The 19,567-nt window shown below is 67.6% G+C and carries 15 protein-coding genes; 2 read left to right on the top strand and 13 right to left on the bottom strand.

Translation table 11 applies throughout. From position 1 onward, the window contains the following. Positions 1–82: 82 nt before the first annotated feature. The 10 genes from OEB96_RS12020 to OEB96_RS11975 all read right to left on the bottom strand — a co-directional run bounded on the left by OEB96_RS12020 (position 83) and on the right by OEB96_RS11975 (position 13,176). Entirely contained in the window at positions 83–1,801 is a 1,719-nt protein-coding gene (locus tag OEB96_RS12020) for a hypothetical protein (protein WP_266215719.1), read from the bottom strand. 90 nt (positions 1,802–1,891) lie between these two features. Next, positions 1,892–2,764, bottom strand: coding sequence for a hypothetical protein (locus OEB96_RS12015; protein WP_266215718.1), 873 nt, complete (start codon positions 2,762–2,764; stop codon positions 1,892–1,894). A gap of 666 nt (positions 2,765–3,430) precedes the next feature. Continuing rightward, a complete protein-coding gene (locus OEB96_RS12010) occupies positions 3,431–4,291 on the bottom strand; it encodes a hypothetical protein (RefSeq protein WP_266215717.1) in 861 nt (286 codons plus the stop codon). A 336-nt stretch (positions 4,292–4,627) separates the two neighbouring features. Beyond that, positions 4,628–5,572 carry a hypothetical protein gene (locus OEB96_RS12005; protein WP_266215716.1) on the bottom strand — a complete coding sequence of 315 codons (945 nt, stop codon included), beginning with the start codon at positions 5,570–5,572 and terminating at the stop codon, positions 4,628–4,630. A gap of 4 nt (positions 5,573–5,576) precedes the next feature. Beyond that, positions 5,577–5,957, bottom strand: a complete 381-nt coding sequence (locus OEB96_RS12000; protein WP_266215714.1) for a hypothetical protein — start codon at positions 5,955–5,957, stop codon at positions 5,577–5,579. A 114-nt stretch (positions 5,958–6,071) separates the two neighbouring features. Beyond that, complete coding sequence (locus OEB96_RS11995) at positions 6,072–6,815, bottom strand: M48 family metallopeptidase (protein WP_266215713.1); 744 nt, start codon at positions 6,813–6,815, stop codon at positions 6,072–6,074. After that, on the bottom strand, positions 6,812–9,952 hold the full coding sequence (locus tag OEB96_RS11990) for a type I restriction endonuclease subunit R (protein WP_266215711.1): 3,141 nt from the start codon (positions 9,950–9,952) through the stop codon (positions 6,812–6,814). The genes OEB96_RS11995 and OEB96_RS11990 overlap by 4 nt, the downstream gene beginning before the upstream one ends. Beyond that, a complete protein-coding gene (locus tag OEB96_RS11985) occupies positions 9,949–10,830 on the bottom strand; it encodes a restriction endonuclease subunit S (RefSeq protein ID WP_266215709.1) in 882 nt (293 codons plus the stop codon). Before OEB96_RS11985 ends, OEB96_RS11990 begins: the two co-directional genes overlap by 4 nt. A 415-nt stretch (positions 10,831–11,245) precedes the next feature. After that, positions 11,246–12,730, bottom strand: a complete 1,485-nt coding sequence (locus OEB96_RS11980; protein WP_266215708.1) for a class I SAM-dependent DNA methyltransferase — start codon at positions 12,728–12,730, stop codon at positions 11,246–11,248. Continuing rightward, the gene (locus OEB96_RS11975) at positions 12,628–13,176 is read right to left on the bottom strand and encodes an SAP domain-containing protein (protein ID WP_266215707.1); all 549 of its coding nucleotides are present in this window, start codon (positions 13,174–13,176) and stop codon (positions 12,628–12,630) included. Before OEB96_RS11975 ends, OEB96_RS11980 begins: the two co-directional genes overlap by 103 nt. A gap of 89 nt (positions 13,177–13,265) precedes the next feature. Between OEB96_RS11975 and OEB96_RS11970 the strand changes: the two genes are divergently transcribed. Next, on the top strand, positions 13,266–14,363 hold the full coding sequence (locus OEB96_RS11970; protein ID WP_266215706.1) for a hypothetical protein: 1,098 nt from the start codon (positions 13,266–13,268) through the stop codon (positions 14,361–14,363). A gap of 34 nt (positions 14,364–14,397) precedes the next feature. Here OEB96_RS11970 and OEB96_RS11965 read toward each other — a convergent pair whose 3' ends face one another. After that, positions 14,398–14,913, bottom strand: a complete 516-nt coding sequence (locus tag OEB96_RS11965) for a hypothetical protein (protein WP_266215705.1) — start codon at positions 14,911–14,913, stop codon at positions 14,398–14,400. A 25-nt stretch (positions 14,914–14,938) separates the two neighbouring features. After that, entirely contained in the window at positions 14,939–16,234 is a 1,296-nt protein-coding gene (locus tag OEB96_RS11960) for a hypothetical protein (protein WP_266215704.1), read from the bottom strand. Positions 16,235–16,336: 102 nt separating this feature from the next. On the opposite strand from OEB96_RS11960, the gene OEB96_RS11955 reads away from it, so the two are divergent. Next, positions 16,337–16,546, top strand: a complete 210-nt coding sequence (locus OEB96_RS11955) for a hypothetical protein (RefSeq protein WP_266215703.1) — start codon at positions 16,337–16,339, stop codon at positions 16,544–16,546. A 755-nt stretch (positions 16,547–17,301) separates the two neighbouring features. On the opposite strand, the gene OEB96_RS11950 is transcribed toward OEB96_RS11955, so the two are convergent. Continuing rightward, positions 17,302–19,533, bottom strand: a complete 2,232-nt coding sequence (locus OEB96_RS11950; RefSeq protein WP_266215702.1) for a vWA domain-containing protein — start codon at positions 19,531–19,533, stop codon at positions 17,302–17,304. Between the last annotated feature and the right edge of the window lie 34 nt (positions 19,534–19,567).

The following is a 19,567-nucleotide window of genomic DNA, read 5'->3' as shown; positions in this document are numbered from 1 at the left end:
GGCGTCGGCTCGCGAAGGATACCGCGTTCGAGGGGCCCGGGAGGCCGCGGTGCGCATTCTACGTGCCGACGCCTTCGGGGCGCTACGGGGGGCAGGCGTCCATGCCCCCGACCTCCAGGCACGCGGTGTCCGAGTCGACGAAGGGGGCACAGCTGGGAACGAGCTGCGCCTGGAGCTCCGTGCAGTCGGGCTCGTCCAGCACTTGGGCAAGGGGCGGAGGGTTGCCCGACAGCACCTCGCATGCATTGGTGGCGCCCGAGTCGTCGAGGTTGGTCCACGTCGTCGTGGTGCAGCAGTCGTCGTAGGGGAGGATGTCGTTGTTGTTGCGCATCGCCGTCGAGGCCAGGCACGCCTCGTCGATCAGGACGTCGATGATCGAGGTGTCCTGCGTCCCGCTGTCGAGGGTGATGCCGAAGTACTTGGCCCGCGACCAGCCGTCGGCGATCGTGAGGTTCACGTTGTCCAGTGCATCTCCGTGGTGGTTCCACTCGGCGTGTACACCCCGGCGCACGTTGGGCCCGATGCAGAACTGCTCGAGCGTGGTCCCGTCGGTGCCCGCCTCGAATCCGATCCCGGAGCCCCAGCCGTCCTCGTTGGAGCCCTGATCGTCCACGTCCACGTCGCGCAGCGTGACGCGGTGGATCGGATCCTCGTCGTCGCCCACGAGGATGCCGGTCCAGGCGACGTCTCGGATCCGAGCGCGATCCACCTGCGTGGTCTCGCCGATCCAGATCCCGTGCTCCTGCGTCCCGGGACAGTACGCCCCTGGCCCGGCCCCGTTGCCACACAAGGGATCGACCTCCTGGCTCGACCACTCCGGGTCACCGATGCCGTGGATGGCCAGATCGGACAGCCGTGCCGGATCCCCGACCACCACCGGGGCGGGACCCGCCGCGCAGACCTCGGGGGGTGGCCAGCCGAGCTCGACCAGGATTCCGAAGCGCTCGAAGTTCAGCACCTCCACCCGCGCGATCTCCAGGCCATCGGGTCGCAGCGCCGAGATCGCGCGGTCGACCGCGTCCCAGCCGCGAAACCAGCAGTCGTGCACCTTCATCCCCCGCGAGTGGCCCCAGGCCATGAGCGCCGACGTGGGCGCGTTGGGCTGCGCGTTGAGCGGGACCGCGTGCTCGGCCTGCATGATGTCGAACACGAGGCCGTGGAACTCGGGTCCGTCGAACTTCGCCGCGATCGCCGGGTTGCAGTAGTTGCCGCCCGCGACGACGCCGAACGTCAGGATCGCCTGGCCTGCGTCCTTGGCCCACAGGCGGTGCGCCCGTGCGAGCGACAGGTACGGCGCCGGGTGGGGGACGAGGTCGTCGAGGCCGCTCTCGAGGTAGTAGCCATCGTCGAGGATGATGTCCATGTTCTTGCCGGGATCGAGGAGCGCAGCCTGCTGGAGCTCTGCGGCATCGTGCACGACCCGGCAGTCGTCGTTGGCTTCTTGGAGCGGGGTGCAGCTCGGCACCACGTACGGCTGCGGCGGAATCGGTGGGTCGATCCCCAGCTGCTGCGCAATGCCTCCGCCGGTCGGGTCGGGCTCCACCCCGCACACCGGCTCGTCGAAGGTCCACTGACCCGGGACCGCATAGGGCGGTGGGAACACCTCGCCGGGACCACCGGGGAGGCCTTCGCTGCTCTCGCCGCCTTCGCTGCCGCTCCCGGTGCCGTCGCGCCAGGCCAGCGGCTCGGTGGTGGCGGTGGGATCGCTTGCGTCCGTGCAAGCCGCGAGCGCCAAGGGGAGCAGCAGGACGCACCGAGGCAGCGCCTGCGCCTGTGGGGAGGAGTCGTGATGATGGGGCATCGACGGGAGAGTTCCCGCGGCCCGGCGATCGGATCACCGCAGCGCCATCACGAACCGCCGCAGGGCCAGGAGCAGCCGACGACGGCGGTGCTACGCCCCGTCGAAGACCTCCGTCGCGGTGGTTGCCGTAGCCGCACGGCGTAGCCACGCATCGAGCCGTCCCATGTCGCGACACGACTCCACGCGCTCGAGTTGCTCGGTGGTGAGGCCCATGCCGCGCGTCTCCAGGATCGTCAGCAACGCGCGCGCCTCTCCCTTGGCCTCGCCCTCTCGATGGCCGTCCTGCTGCCCCTCTTCGTAGAGCCTCCGCCCCCAGTCACTCTGGGGCTTCCAATTGCTCAGTTCCATCTCGATCGTCCTCCTCAACTCCGTGTCGATGAACGAAATGTATATATCCCAAATCAGATCGCCATGCTCGTGTTCCTTCGATGCCAAGGCACGCCACAACGCACGTCCCACGTCCGCGGCGATGGGTGAGTCGCGATGGGCCATGCCGGAGATGAAGGCCAGTTCGATGGACTTCCGCGCCTCATCGACCGAGGTGATGGGCTCGATCTGCTCAGGGCCGATCACCCACGGACGCAAGGTCATGTCACCGATACAGAAGGGTCCAGCGGCCCACTCGGCCACGGTGCGGTCGAGGGCGAGCACGACCACGTGCACGGGGCAACGCAGGCGATAGTGAGCCCAGGCCGCGTAGAGGGCCCAGGTGCGGGCCTTGGCGTCATCGCGGGCGAGCTGGACCTCGATGACCAGGGCGCACAGGAGGTTGCCGTTGCGGTCGAAGACCTTGAGAACGAGATCCTTGCCCACCTCGATCACATTGCTGCCACGATTGTGGTCGGTGTCGAACGTCAGACCCTCGTCGGCAAGCGGAGGAAGGCGGTCGCCGAGGTAGTGACGCAGTAGACCCGGCGAGCGGCGGAGCAGCTCGACCAGGATCTCGTGCAGCGACGACAGCACGAAGGGCTGATCTGCGGATCCCGTGCCAGTAGGTCGGGTGAAGGATTTCGCGGGGATGCACGACCGATGCGGGTGGAGAGTGGCCCACGGGTTGGCCAGGTGGTTCGCCGGTGGGCCACTTCGAGGGGCTCGGGTGGGGTGGATGCAGGGGCGTAGATCGGCGATGGGAGGCGGCTTGGAGGGGTTTCGCGGTGGAGAGTGGGTGCCTCTCGAAAGGGTGGTCCGCCCGTTGGCCATCGTGTGTGGGTGTCGATCTTCGGCCGCCTGCGCGGGGGTTTGCGCGAAGACGTGGGTCGTGGGGACGAGGGTACGGCGCGATGTTTGGCCAAGTGCCCGACCTCAGCGCTGGCGCAGGAATCGTCGCTCGTGGGTGGTGCCGTCGCCATGCCTCGTCGGCCTCGCAACTCTCGCGACACTCGCTCACGGGCCGCCCCTGGAGGAGCGGCTCGCAGTCGTACCAGAAGGTGCAGTGGTCCTCGCACCACTGCGCGGCGAGGTGCCGTCGGCTCGGCTGTTCCTCCTCGATCTCGCGCGCGGAGCAGGCGGCGAGCGCGAGCGGGCAGGAGCGGGGCACCAAGGACAAGCGTACCGATGGCGAGGCGGTGGTGTCGACGGCGGGGATGGCGGAGGGTGGCGGCTTGCAGGGCCGGCGGCCGCGACCCAACGCTACGCACCGTCGAAGATTTCCGTCGCGGTGGTTGCCGTAGCGGCACGGCGTAGCCACGCATCGAGCCGTCCCACGTCGCGGCACGACTCCACCCGCTCGATCTGCTCGTTGGTGAGGCCCATGCCACGCGTCTCCAAGATCGTCAGCAACGCGCGTGCCTCGCCCCGGGCCTCGCCGTCCTGCTGGCCCTCTTCGTAGAGCCTCCGCCCCCAGTCACTCTGGGGCTTCCAATTGCTCAGTTCCATCTCGATCGTCCTCCTCAACTCCGTGTCGATGAACGAAATGTATATATCCCAAATCAGATCGCCATGCTCGTGTTCCTTCGATGCCAAGGCACGCCACAACGCACGTCCCACGTCCGCGGCGATGGGTGAGTCGCGATGGGCCATGCCGGAGATGAAGGCCAGCTCGATGGACTTCCGCGCCTCATCGACCGAGGTGATGGGCTCGATCTGCTCAGGACCGATCACCCACGGACGCAAGGTCATGTCACCGATACAGAAGGGTCCAGCGGCCCACTCGGCCACCGTGCGGTCGAGGGCAAGCACGACCACGTGCACGGGGCAACGCAGGCGATAGTGAGCCCAAGCCGCGTAGAGCGCCCAGGTGCGGGCCTTGGCGTCATCGCGGGCGAGCTGGACCTCGATGACCAGGGCGCACAGGAGGTTGCCGGTGCGGTCGACGACCTTGAGAACGAGATCCTTGCCCACCTCGATCACATTGCTGCCACGATTGTGGTCGGTGTCGAACGTCAGACCCTCGTCGGCAAGCGGAGGAAGGCGGTCGCCGAGGTAGTGACGCAGTAGACCCGGCGAGCGGCGGAGCAGCTCGACCAGGATCTCGTGCAGCGACGACAGCACGAAGGGCTGATCTGCGGATCCCGTGCCAGTAGGTCGGGTGAAGGATTTCGCGGGGATGCACGACCGATGCGGGTGGAGAGTGGCCCACGGGTTGGCCAGGTGGTTCGCCGGTGGGCCACTTCGAGGGGCTCGGGTGGGGTGGATGCGGGGCGTAGATCGGCGATGGGAGGCGGTTTGGAGGGGTTTCGCGGTGGAGAGTGGGTGCCTCTCGAAAGGGTGGTCCGCCCGTTGGCCATCGTGTGTGGGCGTCGATCTTCAGCCGCCTGCGGGGGTTTGCGCGAAGACGTGGGTCGTGGGGACGAGGGCACGGCGCGATGTTTGGCCAAGTGCCAGACCTCAGCGCTGGCGCAGGAATCGTCGCTCGTGGGTGGTGCCGTCGCGGAGCACGAGGAGCGTGAGGTCGTCGAGATCTTGGGCCAGCGCGAGGGCATCGAGCAGCTCGGCCTCGGTGGTCAGGGGAAGGTGGGCCACGCGGAGGACGAGGTCACCGTCGTGGAACCCGAGCCGACCGGCGAGATTGTCGGGCTCCACGCCATGGAGCCGCAGGCCGAGCGGTGGGCCGCCGGTGGGGAAGAACGAGAGGCTGGTGCCCTCGGCGAGCACCGCCTCGGGCGAGGAGAGCATGGCGTCGATGAGGGGCTGGCCGATCCGGCAGGTGGTTCCCGAGCAGGAGACCTCGGCGTAGAAGGGCTCGAGCGAGGACATATCGCCGGTGCTCGAGTCGGCGGCCGCGGTGGTGTCGGCGGTGTCGGGGGCGGTGGTGACCCCGCCGCCGGTGGAGGGCTCCCCGGCGGTGGCGTCGTCGTGGCAGGCCGACTGGCCACCGCACTCGGTGCTGAGCAGAGAGCAGCAGCCGTCGTGGAAGACGGTGGTGACGGCCTCGTAGCAGCTTGGCTCGAGCCATTCGTCGAACGGATAGGGCGGGTCGGGCTCGAGCCCGTTGGCAATGGCGACGTCGAGGCACGCTTGCCGGGTGGCGTCGATGATCTGGGCGCGGAGCAGCTCGTACTGGAGCTGTGGCGCGCCGGTCTGGAGCACGGCGTCCTCGGCGGGAGTCATGCAGATGCAACGGGTGACCCAGCCGGTGGTGCCGTCGGACTGGGTCTCTTGAACCTGAACGATGCTGTCGTTTTGGAGAGCTTCGGCGAATTCCGCCGTGGCACACCAGCGAGCGCCACAGTAGACGGATCCGACGATTCCCTCGTCCGGGATGATGCACGAGCTGCCCAACAGGCTGGCTACGAGCAAGCCCACTACGAGGATGCTGGGCAGGAGCCGCACGGGCTCACCCCTCGTCGGGATCGTCATAGCTGCACCCCTGGAGCGCGAACTCATCGTAGTAGGACTGGCAGGGATTGTCTGCGCCAGGGATGTCGGGATCGTCGCGCATGTCCTCGCAGGACTGCATGGTGACGCACTCGTGGTATCCCCAGATGATGTCACCGCACTCGTCGGTCCAGTCCCAGGCCTCGTCTGCCTCACACCGCTCGCGGCAGCCCTGGGTGGACATGCCCTCGAAGAAGGGCTCGCAGTCGTACCAAAAGGTGCACCAGTCCTCGCACCACTGCGCGGCGAGGTGACGTCGGCTCGGCTGCTCCTCCTCGACCTCGCGCGCGGAGCAGGCGGCGAGCAGGAGGGCGAGCAGGACGGGGAACGAGCGGGGCACTGCGATCGAGGATAGCGACGAGGAGCGCGAGAGGTCGATGGCGGCGATGGCGACCGAGCGCAGGGAGAAGGGACGGTGTTCGAGGGCGACCGAAGGGCCGGGCGCGCCCCCACTTCACCCCCAGTGCAGCCGCGGCCCCAGCCGCCGCAGCGCTTCCTTGCGCGCCTCGTAGTCCGGCATCACCATCCCCAGGCGCGCCCAGAACGCGGCCGTGTGCTCCCGGTACCGCAAGTGCACCAGCTCGTGCGCGACCACGTAGTCCACCAGTCGCATCGGCGCCTGGATCACCCGCCAGTTGAACCGCAGCACCCCGCTGTCGTCGCAGCTCGCCCAGCGCTTGCGCTGGTCCCGAACGAGCACGTCGGCGGGCTCCACCCCGAGCCGGGCCGCCCACTGATCCACCCGCTCGGGCAGCCGCGCTCGCGCATGCGTACGGTACCAGTCCCCGATCGCCCCGAGCACCACATCCCTACGTTCGGCCTCGGCCAGACCACGCCGCACGGGCACCTCCAGCCACCCCCGCACGAGCTTCGCCGCCCCGTCGCAGCCCGTCTCCCGCACACGCAGGCGGTACGCCCGCCCGAGGTACAGATACGACTCCCCGCTCACGAGCTGCCGCGGCGGCACGGGGGTCTCGACCTGCCCGACCGTCCGCAATCGCTCCACGATCCACCGCGCCTTGTCTCGCACGACCTCGTCCAGCCGCCCCACCGCCACCCCCTGCGGCGCCGTGAGCAGCACCCCCTGCACGGGGTCCACGGCCACCGCCACGGTCTTGCGCCGGGTGCTGCGGCGGATCGCGTAGTCGATCCGCGTGCGTCCCCACTGCACGCGCGAGGTCTCGAGGTCGGCGGTCATCGAGGGGCGTAGCGGGCCTTGGCGAGGTTGACGATCTCGGCGGCGATGCGCTTGGCCTCGTCCGGCTCGCGGCCGGCCACGCGGAGCTGCTTGCTCACCCGTCGTCGCATCTCGCGGAGCACGTCCTCCTTCTTGGCCCAGTCCACGTACTTCGTAAAGGGGTCGATCGCGTCGTCGATGACGCTGGCCAGGTCGCGGAGCTGGGCGAGGGCGGCCCGCTGGGTCGAGCCATAGCCGGGCGAGGCCTCGCCGGCGGCGGTGGCGGTCTGCGGGGATCCCTGGCGCAGCACGCCGAAGATCGCGAAGCCCCGTCGGCTCAGCTCGAGCTCGTCGGCGTCGTCGGCCTGGCCGCGGCGCAGCTCCGTACGCAGCTCGAGCTCGAGCTGCAGCCGCTTGGCGGCGTCGATGCGGCCCTGCTCGTAGTCCTCGATGATCCGGTCGAGCCGCTCGCGTAGCGACTCGTAGAACGCGGGGTCCTCGTCGAGCTTGACGTGGATCTCGTGGCGGATCGCGTGCTCCATCTCGCTGGCGCGGGCCTCGTCGGAGCCGAGCGCCTCGATCTTCTCGTCGAACTCGGGCGAGAGGATCGGCACCTGCATCACGAGGATCTGGATCCCATCGGCGACCACCGCCTCCTCGATGAGCCGCTGCACCTTGGCCCCGCAGTCGCTCATGTCGGGGCCGGCGCGGTCGGCCCGCGAGCGGGCCGCCTTGCGGACCTTGCCCAGCCACTTGGCGTCGGGCACGAAGCGCAGCGCCCGGCGGTCGGGGTAGAGCATGTCGAGCGATTGCGCGAAGGCGCGGAACGCCTGATCGAAGTGGGCGAAGACGTCGTCGTCATCGAGCACCCGCAGGCACGCGGTGAGGCTGGAGGGATCGCGCAGGCCGGAGAAGAACCGCAGCACCGCCTGGTGGCGTGCCTCGAGCCGGGGCAGCTCGTCGGCCTTGGGAGTCATCGCGCCCTGCACGTCCTGCGAGGTGAACAGCGAGAGCGCGGTCTGGAGGTCGTCGGACACCCCCCAGTAGTCGACGACCAGGCCATGGGTCTTGGTGTCGGAGTAGCGGCGGTTGGTGCGGGCGATCGCCTGGAGCAGGTTGTGCTCGCGCAGGGGCTTGTCGAGGTAGAGCACCTGCTCGACCGGAGCGTCGAAGCCGGTGAGCAGGCGATCGCAGACCACGAGGATCTTGGGGTCGGCGGTGCGATCGAGGAACTTCTCGATGAGCTCGTCGATCTCGTGGTCGGTCTTGGCGTAGGGGGTGAACTTGGCCTCGTCGTTGTGGCGGGCCGAGATCACCAGGGCGGACGAGGGGCCGTTGAGACGGCGGAGCACCTCGTGGTAGGCGAGCGCCGCGTCGCGGCTCGTGGCGGCGAGCTGGGCCTTGAAGCCGTTGGGGGCGATGTGGGTCTCGAAGTGGTCGATGATGTCGAGGACGATCGCCTCGATGCGCCGCGGAGCCTCGGCCAGGGCCTGCTCGGTCGCGTGCTTCTTCTTGATCGCCTCGCGCTCCTCGGCGGTGCGATCGGCGAACTCGCGCTCGAACAGGCGGTCGAGGCTGTTGCCGATGATGCGCAGCTCGGGCAGGCGGCTCTCGTAGAGGATCGGCACCGTGGCCCCGTCGGCCACCGCTTGCTCGATCGTGTACTTGTCGATGTAGGGCCCGAAGGTCTGGAGCGTGCTCTTGTCCTTCTTGTCGATGGGCGTGCCGGTGAAGCCGACGAACGCCGCATTGGGCAGGGCCGCGCGCATGTTGGCGGCCAGGCCCCGGTACTGGCTGCGGTGGGCCTCGTCGACCATGACCACGAGGTTGCGCGCGTCGTTGAGGACCGGCATGGGGGTGCGATCCTTGCGGCGGTCGCCGGTCTTCTTGCTGGCGTTGGTCTGCTCGTCCTCGGCTTGGTCCTTGCTCTGGTCCTCGGCCTTGCCCGCACCCGACCCGGCCACGCTGTCGCGAAGCTCCTGGAACTTCTGGACGGTGGTCATGATGGTCTTGCCGGGCGCGTGGCGGAGCAGCTCCTGCAGGTCGCGGACACCCTTGGCCTGGTCGACCACGTAGCCTGCGTTCTTGAATGTGCCGGTGATCTGCTTGTCGAGCGAGGTGCGGTCGGTGACGATGATCAGCCCCGGGTTCTGCAGCCGCGGGTCGCGGCGCAGCTTGAGGGCCAGCCACAGCATGGTCAGCGACTTGCCCGAGCCCTGGGTGTGCCACACCACGCCGCCGCGCTCGCTGCTGCGCTTGGCCTCGGTGATGCGGCGGATGGTGCGGTCGACCGCGATGTACTGCTTGTAGCGGCAGAGCTTCTTGACCAGTCGGCCCTCGTCGGTCTCGAACACCACGTAGTTCTTGACCACGTCGAGCAAGGCCTCGGGGCGGAGCAGGCCGTGCAGGAGGATTTCCTGCGGGCGCAGGGTACCGGCAATGCGGCCGATGTCGTGCTCGAGCTGATCCCGGTCGGCGGGGTAGGTGTCCTTCCACTCGAAGAAGAAGCGGTGCTCGGTCTGAGTTGTGCCGTAGCAGGCATGCTCGCCGCAGGTGGCCACGAGCACCTGTACGGTGTTGAACAGCCTTGGGGCGCCCTCGCCGAGGAACTTCTCGTCGGCCTCCTGGTAGCGGCGCATCTGGGTGATCGCGTCGTCACGCCACTTCTCGCCGAGGGTCGGGCTCTTGCACTCGATGACCGCGAGCGGGATGCCGTTGACGAACAGGACGATGTCCGGCTTGATCTTCTTGCGGCGCTGGCCCTGGACGCGGTACTGGCGGACCGCGAGGAGATCGTTGGCGGCGGGATTCTCGAAGTCGATGTAGCGGAAGGGGCGGCCGTGCTGGCTGGCGGTCTGCTTGATGGACTCGCCGTAGGTGAGCAGCGTGTGGAGCTTGTGGTTGGCGTCGATGAGCGAGATGGACTCGACGCGGGTGAGCATGGCGATCGCCTTGGCGACGTTGGCGTCGGTCATCCATGGGTTGAGACGACGGAGGGCGGCGGCGAGGCGGGTGGTGAGGATGGGCTCGCGCAGGGACTCGCGCTCGGAGGGAGATTCGAGGGCGTCGGCGGGGATGGTGGTGTAGCCGAGGCGCTCGAGGAGGGCGATGGCGGGGTCCTCGGAGAGGGAGAGCTCGTTCCAGTCGCGGGTGGTCATGGCGCGGGCTCCGGGGCGGGGGTGGGGCGGACGCGGATCTCGCCGGTGAGGAGGAGGGACTGGAGGGCGGACTTGAGGGAGAGAAGTCCTTCTCGATGGCGTCGCTCCTCCCGAATGCGCCCCTCGAGACTACCGAGCGTATCGGCAATCGTGACCTGTTCATCGATAGCTGGCATGGGAAAGAGCAGCTTCTTTAGAACCGGGGAAGATATCACCTTGCGTCCCTCGCCGCCCGAGAGTTGTTCTATCTGGCGAACAACCCGAGGGCTACCAACGAGCAGATACATCAAGAACCGACTGTCGATTCGGGACCGATCCGGTGAGATGCGCATTAGATTCGACGATATTATCCAACCGTCAGCGCGCTCAGGAATGACGACCGAACGACCAATGTCAGCAACCCTGGAGAAGACAAGATCGCCTTGACGAACACGGTAGTCACGAAGCTCTTTGGCCTTCGCATCATTGACAAAGAAGAGCCCCTCGTCGGATATCTCACCTTCGCCGAGGCTCTGTATGGTGAGCACCGGCACTCCCGACGGCCTAAAGTGTTCCGTTTTCAGGGACGATCCGAACGGACCTGTGCGCAGCACAGGATCTTGCCCATTGCCGATATCGCTGAGCTCAGCAGTGCTCCACTCTCCCGGAATCCGGCCGATCTCGGTCTGTTTGAAGGTCTTGTGGCGGCCGGGGAGGCCCTTGGTGAGCAACTCCTGCATCAAGCCCTTCTTGACCACCTGCACCTTGTCGATGACCGCCAGCGTCTTCTCGATGGCCTCATCCACCGAGGACAAGATCGCCGCGATCTTGCGCTGCTCGGCGAGTGGAGGTAGCAAGATCTCAAAGCGCTCTATGATATCCCTGTTAATTTTGACCATCGACCCGCTCGTACCGCGGGCCGATGTCTGAAAGTACTCTCTCCCAACCGAAGACAGCACGAATGCTTCGAGATAGCCAACATGAACCCGTTCTGCGTTCACTCGGAGTCGCACCAAGAGATCGGGGTACGCACACCACTCTGGTATGCCGGAGTAGACTCCGGCATAACCAACACGGTCCCTGGTGTTCGATCTACTGATCAGAAGTTCGCCCGGACTGAGACGAAAATTCGCCACCTTCTCGTCCTCAGGTGGGGCGGGCTTGATCGCAGACGCAACGAACCCTCGCTCGGAGACTGCCCCCAATGAGAGTATCCATCGCCCATTGGGCTGATTGGGGCACTGCGGGGAATATCCATTCCTGGGTCTTTCCCTCAGCACACTGGCGAGCGAGGTTTTTTCCCAACCTTCCGGCTCACCCATATCCCAACTCCTCCAGAAACGCGTTCATTCGCCCCTCCGCCTCCGCCCGCTCCTTCTCGAGCTCCCGCAACCTCGCCACCGCCGCCTGCAGATCCACCCGCTCCTCCTCCTCCGACGTATCCACATACCGCGAGATGTTCAGGTTCCAGTCGTTCTTCTCGATCTCCCCGACCTCGACCACCCGCGCGTACTTCTCTACGTCCTCGAACCCCGCCACACACTTCGCGATCCGCCCCACGTCCTCCTCCCGCAGATAGTTCTGATTGCTCCCTTCCCGAAATTCCCGCGACGCATCCACGAACAGCACCTTCCCCCGCCGCTCCTCCTCCTTCCCTCGCGCCAGCACCAGCACCGCCGCCGGGATCCCCGTCCCGTAGAACAGATTCGGCGGCAGCCCAACCACCGCCTCGAACAGATCCTCCCGCAGCATCGCCTCCCGGATCTTCCCCTCCGCCGCCCCTCGAAACAGCACCCCGTGCGGCATCACCACCCCGACCTTCCCGCCCTCCTTCACGGTCGCGACCATGTGCTGCACGAACGCCAGATCCCCCTTGCCCTTGGGCGGCAGCCCGAACCGAAATCTCCCGAACCCATCCCGCTCGGCCACTTCCCTCCCCCACTCATCCAGCGAGAACGGCGGGTTCGCGATCACCCGGTCGTACAGCACCAGCTCCCCACCCTCGAGCAGCTTCGGATCCCGGATCGTATCCCCCTTCTCCACCCTCGCGCTCGGCCGCCCGTGCAGCAGCATGTTCATCTTGCAGATCGCCCACGTCCCCAGGTTCTTCTCCTGCCCGTGCAGCGTCAGGTTCTGCGGATCCCCGCCTCGCCGCTCCACGTGCTTGGCACACTGCACCAGCATGCCCCCCGATCCGCACGTGGGATCGCAGATCCGCATCCCCTCCCGCGGATCCAGCAGCTCCACGATGAGCCGCACCACCATGTTCGGCGTGTAGAACTCCCCGCCCTTCTTCCCGGCATCGTCCGCGAACTTCTCGATCAAATACTCGTACGCCCGCCCGAGCATGTCCGGCTCGCTCAGATCCCCATTGCGCAGCCGCAGCTTCGAGAAGTGCTGCACCAGCCGCCCGAGCACCTGATCGCGATTCTTCGTGTCCCCCAGCCGGTTCGGGTCGTTGTAGTCGATCCCCGCCAGCACACCCTCGAGCGCATCGGGGTTGGCGTCCTCCAACGCCAGGCACGCCTTGTTGAGCGCCTCGCCCACGTTGGTCGCCACCTTCACGATCTCGCCCCACCGCGCCCGGGTCGGCACGAAGAACTGGTGCTCGTCGGGGTCCTCCCACGCGATCTCGGGGTCCTCGCCCTCCTCCACCAGCTTCTCCGCCTCCTCCTCGAAGCGATCCGACAGCCGCTTCAAGAACAACAGCCCGAAGATGTAGTTCTTGTAGTCGCTCGAGTCGATCGACCCCCGCAGGATGTCCGCGGCCGACCACAGATAACGCTCGAGCTCGGCCACCGATCCGAGGGCAGCTCGATCGCCAGTTGTTCCGGCTCGTTCGCCCGCGCCGACGTCACTGTCCGCTCCACCGCTGCCTTCCGCTCGGCCCGCGCCCCTGCCTTCGCGCTCTTCTTGCCCCGCTTGCGCGGCGCGGGCTCGGTCGACCCGCCCGCGCCCGCGCCGTCCTCATCACTGGCCTCGCGCCCGAGGATCCTCTCCACGATCCCCGCCTTCTGCTTGCCCTTGTCGCTCAGCCCGTGGGCCCGGCAGATCTCCTTGAGTTCCTCCCGCCCGAGCGCCCCGAGGATCACCTCGTAGCTGGCCCGCTTGCTCCGCGCGAGCGCATCGATGAGCTCGTCCTTGTTGCTCCGCGCATTCACGTCCAGCTCGAACCCCTGCGCCAGCTCGATGAGCCGGGCCCGGGTGAGCACCTCGAGGGCATCGCGTTGGTCGACCTTCGACATGAGGTGGGTCCGAGGATACCAACCCCTGCGGACCTCCCGCGACCACCTCACCCTTTGCGCCCTGCTCCTGGTGGCGCATTGAAATCGACATGGACCTCGAACGCTTCGCCGGGCCGCTCTCCATCCGACCGCTCCCCCTCACCGTGGCGCTCCTGACGTCGAGCATCCTCGCGTGCGAGGACCCTGGCATCCCGCAGTCGCTCCACTACGACGGCGACCACCTCGAGGTCTGGGCCAGCGACGGCCTGCAGGCCTGCGAAGGCACGTTCCCGTACATGGAAGCCTGGCTCTCCGCCTTCCGCGAGCGCGTGGGGCGGTCCGACAGCTCGGTGCGGCACACCTTCTACTGGCTGTCACCCGAGGAGTTCGAAGCCTCCCCGTGTAGGGACGATGTCGCGGCCTGCGCGTTTCCTCGATCGGACGTCATCTACTCGTCCGTCGCGCCGATCGAGCACGAGCTGGTCCACACCGAGATCGAGGGCTCGCCGAGCTCGCTCCTGCGCGAGGGCGCAGCGGAGGTCTTCGGCAGCGCGGGCTACTACGACGTCACGAGCAGCGCCTCCATCGAAGACTTGGCCGACGAGCGCCAGATCCCGGGCCTCGACTATCAGACCGCCGGCCGATTCTCGCGCGTGCTCATCGACCGCTTCGGCGTCGACGCCTACCTCGACCTCTACCTCGGCCTCGATGGCGTCGAAGGCCTCGCCGGGCTCGAGGCCGGCGTCGCCGAGATCCTGGGCGCCGACCTCTCCTCCCTCGTGGCAGACTTCGACCAGCATCGGACGTGCCGGCAGGAGGCGTGGCGCTTCTACGATCTCGAGTGCTCCGCGCTGCCGCTCGTCCCCTGGCAGGACCCCGATCGCTGGTCGACCACCGTGGATCTCGCCTGCGACGCCCCCGACGTCATCGGCCCCCGGAGCGACACGGTATGGGCTCGCCGCGCGCTGCACATCCCCGAGACCGACCGCTACACGATGTCGATCGAGAGCGACGACCCCTCCGCCGTCGTCACCATCTCCTCGTGCAACGCAGCCTGCGTGCCCGCGGATGAACCGATGGTGGTGATGATCCCCGCCGCCACCGTCACCCGCCCCACCACGCTCGAGCTCGCCCCCGGGCGCCACTGGCTGCGGATGAAGCACTCGGCCGACACCGATGCCCCGGTGACGATCCGCATCGAACGCTGACCGCCGTGCCACAGGCCCCACTCGTGACCACCGCTCACTCACACTGCTCGTCGAGTTCGACGGCCACATAGGGCTCACCATCGACCTCGACCGGCGTGGAGTATCGGACATTGGTCACGATCATCAGGTAGGCCACCGCCGCCGGCATCAGCTCGGGCTGGCAGCACTCCCAGCTGCACTCGAAGGGGCTGTGCTCGAAGCCCTCGATGTGGATCCACGCTCCCGGACGATCGCACTCGAGCACATCGGGGTCATGGTCGTAGTCCACGCTCGGATCGAGCTCCGAGATCGTGCCTTCGATGTCACCAAGAGCGCGATCGGTCAGGGCTCCGCATTCACGGCGGGTGCCTTGCTCCTCCTCGAGAAGGATGTCGACACGCCGGCCCTGACGGTAGATCCGCTGCTCGTCGGGCCGCTCGTACTCCAGCGTGCCGGACAGCTCATCGCCGTCGCCCGACTCCGGTCCGCAGCCGAGGGTGAGAGCGATTGCGATCGAAGCACCGCTCGACCTCCACCCCCTCCTCGATCCACTACGCACGTACACGATCACGCCCCTGGCTCGCGATGGTACCACCTCAGAATCCCCAGTGCATCCCGACCGGAGCGGCATCCGGCGGCGTCGGAATCGTCATTCCGCAGTCGAAGTCCCGCGCGTTCGCCAGGCCCCGCCACACATTCAGCGTATCGCCGACCGAGTCGAACCAGGCGATGTCGTGACAGCCATCGGCGTCGAAGTCGCCCACGTACGGGCTGTAGTCTGCATCGAGCGCGAATGCCTTGGCCTCGTGACCGCCCGTGTCGTCGAAGTACCACACGAAGCTCGGGCCGGTGGACCAGGCCGAGGGCCCGTCGGAGGTCATGCCCCAGCTGCGGTGCCAAAAGATGTCGTCGATGCCGTCTCCGTCGAAGTCGCCCACGAACGGGCGATAGGTCTGCCCCACGCCCTTGGGGATCGTCGCGAACGCGATCTGGTTGGCGGTACTGCGCGAGAGCCACAGGACGTCCACGATGTCGGGCAGGCCCGCCGGGAGGTTGGAGACCCCATGCCACATGATGTCGGCTCGACCGTCACCATCGAAGTCTCCGATGGCCGGGATGTGCTCTCCGGATACGAGCCCGAGCTCGCGCTGCCGCTCCCTGGCGGTGCCCACGACCTCCAGGAGACCGCTGTCGATGCGCCACGTGATCACTCGCTCCCCCAGCGGATCCAGCCACACGATGTCGTCCGGGAAGCCTGGCCCACGATAGGGTGCCGCGAGGGGATACGCGTAGTCCGATTGCTGCTCCACGTCGGTCGAGACCGAGATCACCCCGCCCGACGCAGTCACGACGGCATCATCCCCGGCTCCCGGCCGGTAGAGATACACCACGTCGCGGTCGAGGTCGTCGGCGTCGAAGCGACCTACCACCGGCGCTGCGAACGAGTCATCCGGCCATGGCGCTGCGGTCGTGGTCACTCCGGAGTTTAGGACCATGAGATCGGCGACGTTGGGTCCCAGTCCGAAGAACATCAAGTCGAACGTCGTGGGGCCGGCCGTGAGCTGCAAGGGAATGACGACCTCGCTCTCGTTGGGAAACCATCCCCCAGGAGGAGGTGGCTGCGGCGACGAGTAGGGGAACGGCTCCTCGATGAACGAGATCCCACCGACTCCCACTTGAGGGCGCCACAAGAGCCCCTCGGTCGCGCCCTCGCTGTGCCACAGGATCTCGGCACCGCCGTCAAGGACAGCGCGAAACCGGTAGCCAAGCACGGGCGACCGGGTCTCGAACCGCGCGCGCGGGGTGTGCTGCAGGAAGAACGCCGAGAGACGATCGCCAGGCGAGAGATGACCGGCGTCGGACATGCCATCGCAGCCGGGCGTCGAGAGCACGGACGCGGCATCCAGCGGCACAAGAGTACGAGGATCCGGCTCCGTGCAGTTTGGATCGGTCTGATTGGGGATGCTGGACTCCTCGTGAATGAACCCCATCGTGTGCCCGAGCTCGTGTCGGAGCAACTGGAGGAGCGCTGTGTCGTCGAAATTCGTGATCAGATTGGTCCTGATCTGCAGCAACCGGCCGAGCGCTCCTCCTCCGAGTGGCTGCAGCTCCGGATCAGCCCAATTCTGCGGCACAACCGTCGTCTGCCCCTGCGTCGAACCGGAGTCGAACGAGAATACGCCGAAGTACGCCTTCGTATCTGACGCGCACTGTGGCTGCACCGAAACGCCCCCTTCTTGCCATGTAAAATTGGGATCTTCGTCGGGCGTGTCATCCTCGGGGATGTGGATGTAGTTCGATCCGCTGACCCGCTCCCACTCCGACATCGTCGAATGGAGCGCTCGGATCGTCTTGTGGTAGTTGGCTTCCAGCTCTGCATCCTCGCCTGGCATGAAGTTGATGCAGTACGAGAGCTCCAGCTTCCGCGATTCCCCCCACCGCTCGTGGATGTGAGGTCCCTTCGTAGAGGCCCCCATCGGTCCTCGATCCGCAGCAAGTGCTCCCACGGCGGGCACCTCGGCTTGGCTGGTCTCCGGCTGATGGCGGGGCATCACGACCTCCGAAAGGCCCACGATCCGATCCACGACCGCCGGCTGCGACACACCAGCCATATCCTCCGGCGACCACCCGGGCGGCTCTCCGATCGGCTGCGCGCACCCGGGCCCCGACGGGCCAGGATTCGAGCCATCCGGCATCTCGTCGTCGCCCCCCGTTCCCGAGCCCCCAGCGTCATCTCCTGCGCAAGCTGCGACGAGTAACATGGTGCTCACAGTCGCGAGAGCGAAGGTCCACGATCCCAATCCCGATGCCCACCGACCCATCATTCGATGGTGGGTCGGTGGGGACGTCCGCGTCAAGCAAGAACCCGGGTATCGGAGCGCATACGGACACAATCTCACTCCGTTCGAACGAATTCGCTCGACCCCACGATGCACGGGCCCATCCTGAGAGGCCGCCCTTACGCCCGTCGCCGCCGTGGCCTCCGAAGCGCCATCACGAACAGCGGCAGGGCCAGGAGCGGCGGCAGTAGCCGCAGTACCTCGAGCACCCACTGCTCCACGTCGCGCGTGGTCAACGGCGTGGGCTCCAGCTCGCTCTCCTCGACCTCGCCCCCCTCGAAATCCCCAACCCCGCGCACCTCCCTGGTCGGCACGAGCTCCCGCTCCACCTCCACCTCCCCCTCGTCCACCTCCACCACCACCCGCTCACCCACCACGCAGCGCATCGGCTCGGTCACCACCTCCCCATCGCCCGCGAGCATCCCGGCCTTGCCCACCAGCTCCACGAACCGGTGCCGTCGACAGCTCGGGTCGTCGCCCATGCTCTCGATCGCCAGCGACTGCACCCCGGCCCACGTCGCCTTGCCCTCGTGCTCGCTGCCCCGCAGCAGCATCCCGAACGACGCCACCGCGGCCGAGAAACGGAAGTCCTCGCTGGTCTCCGACAGCGCCCGCGCCTCCGCCACCACCGGCAGCGTCAACAGCGAGCTCTCCTCCCCCTTGGGCTGCTTGTAGCGTAGGTTGAGATCCATCCAGTGCCCCGGCCCCTCCACGCCTTCGCGTGGCACCACCTCGTAGATCGCCGTCACACCGTGCCCGGCCCCGATCTCGCCGGCATCCTTGGTGTCGTCGGCGAAGTCCCGGTGCGCCAGCCGGCGGTTCTCGTAGCCCACCAGCCGGTAGCTCAGCACCCGCGCCGGATCGAGCTCCACCTGGATCTTCACGTCCTTGGCAATCGTCACCAGCGTGCCGCCGGCCTGCTCCACCAGCACCTTGTGGGCCTCCTCGGGCCCGTCGATGTACGCATAGTTGCCGTTGCCCTTGTCGGCCAGCTGCTCCATCGTGTGATCGCGGTGCCCCATGCCGTAGCCGAGCACCGACAGCTCGATGCCGCTTCGGCGCTGCCGCTCGATCATCTTCACCAGCTCGTCGTGCGACGACACCCCCACGTTGAAGTCGCCGTCGCTGGCGAGGATCACCCGATTGACCCCGTCCTCCATGAATGCGTCGCGCGCCTGCGCATAGGCCAGCTCGATGCCCGCGCCTCCGTTGGTGCTGCCGCCCGACTCGAGCTGCTCGAGCGCGCCGAGGATCGCCCCCTTCTCGGCCCCCGACGTCGGCGGCAGCACCACCCCCGCCGCCCCCGCGTAGACCACCAGCGAGATCCGGTCCTGCGCCCGCAAGCCCTCGGTGAGCTGCGAGAGCGATCGCTTCACCAGCGGCAGCTTGTCGTGCACATCCATCGAGCCCGACACGTCGACCAGGAACACCAGGTTGCGCGGCGGCAGCTCCTCGGTGGCGATCTGCTTGCCCTGCAGCCCCACGTGCACCAGCTTGTGCTCGGGATTCCACGGGCACTCGCCCACCTCGGCCGTCACCGAGAACGGCACGTCGCCCGCAGGCGCGGCGTAGTCGTAGTCGAAGTAGTTGATGAACTCCTCCACCCGCACCGCGTCGGGCTCGGGCAGCCGGCCCGATTGCAGCGCGCGGCGCATGGCGCTGTACGACGCCGTGTCGACGTCGATCGAGAACGTCGAGCGCGGATCATCGGCCACCAACGTCAACCCCGTCTCGCCCCGGCCCGCCGGGGGAAGCTCGTGGGTGCCTCCCTCGGGCTCGACCACGGGCTGCCGAGGCACCCCCTTGCCGCGCTGGCCGAGGCCCACGCCAACCCCCCGACCGTAGCCCGATCCCGTGCGACCGCCCCCGCCCTTGCCGATGAGGCCGGTGTTGCCCAGTCCGATCGTGCCCTCGCCCGTCCCCCCACCGCCGCGACCGTTGCCCACCAGGCCCAGGCCCCCGACGCCGAACGCCTCGCCGACCTCGGTGCCGTTCAGCCCGGCCCAAACATCGTGCGAGCCATCCTGTGGGCCGCCTTGGGGGCGGGCCATCTGCGGCGCGACGCCCTTGGGACCCTTCATCGCGTAGAGCCCCGACTTCTGCTTCGCGGTGGGCTTGCCCATGGTGCCCTCCTCGCCCATCGCGGACACCTCGGCCCGGGCCGCGAACTTCGGCCCGTCGTCGCTCGCCACCGTCGCAATCGCCTGGAAGCTGCGCTCCTCCGGCCACAGGCGATCGACGTTGACCACCACCCCCAGCGCCAGCAGCGAGGCGCTGCCCAGGAGCAAGCGCCGGCGGCGACGGGCGAAAGCGAGAGACGAATGGACCTCGGCGGGCGCGGGCTGCGTCATCGGGGGCCCATGACAGCCGGCAGCACCGAAGGTT

This window comes from Paraliomyxa miuraensis (assembly GCF_026337845.1).
GTDB classification, from domain to species: Bacteria; Myxococcota_A; Polyangia; order Nannocystales; family Nannocystaceae; genus Paraliomyxa; species Paraliomyxa miuraensis.
This window is presented reverse-complemented; position numbering and strand designations above follow the sequence as displayed.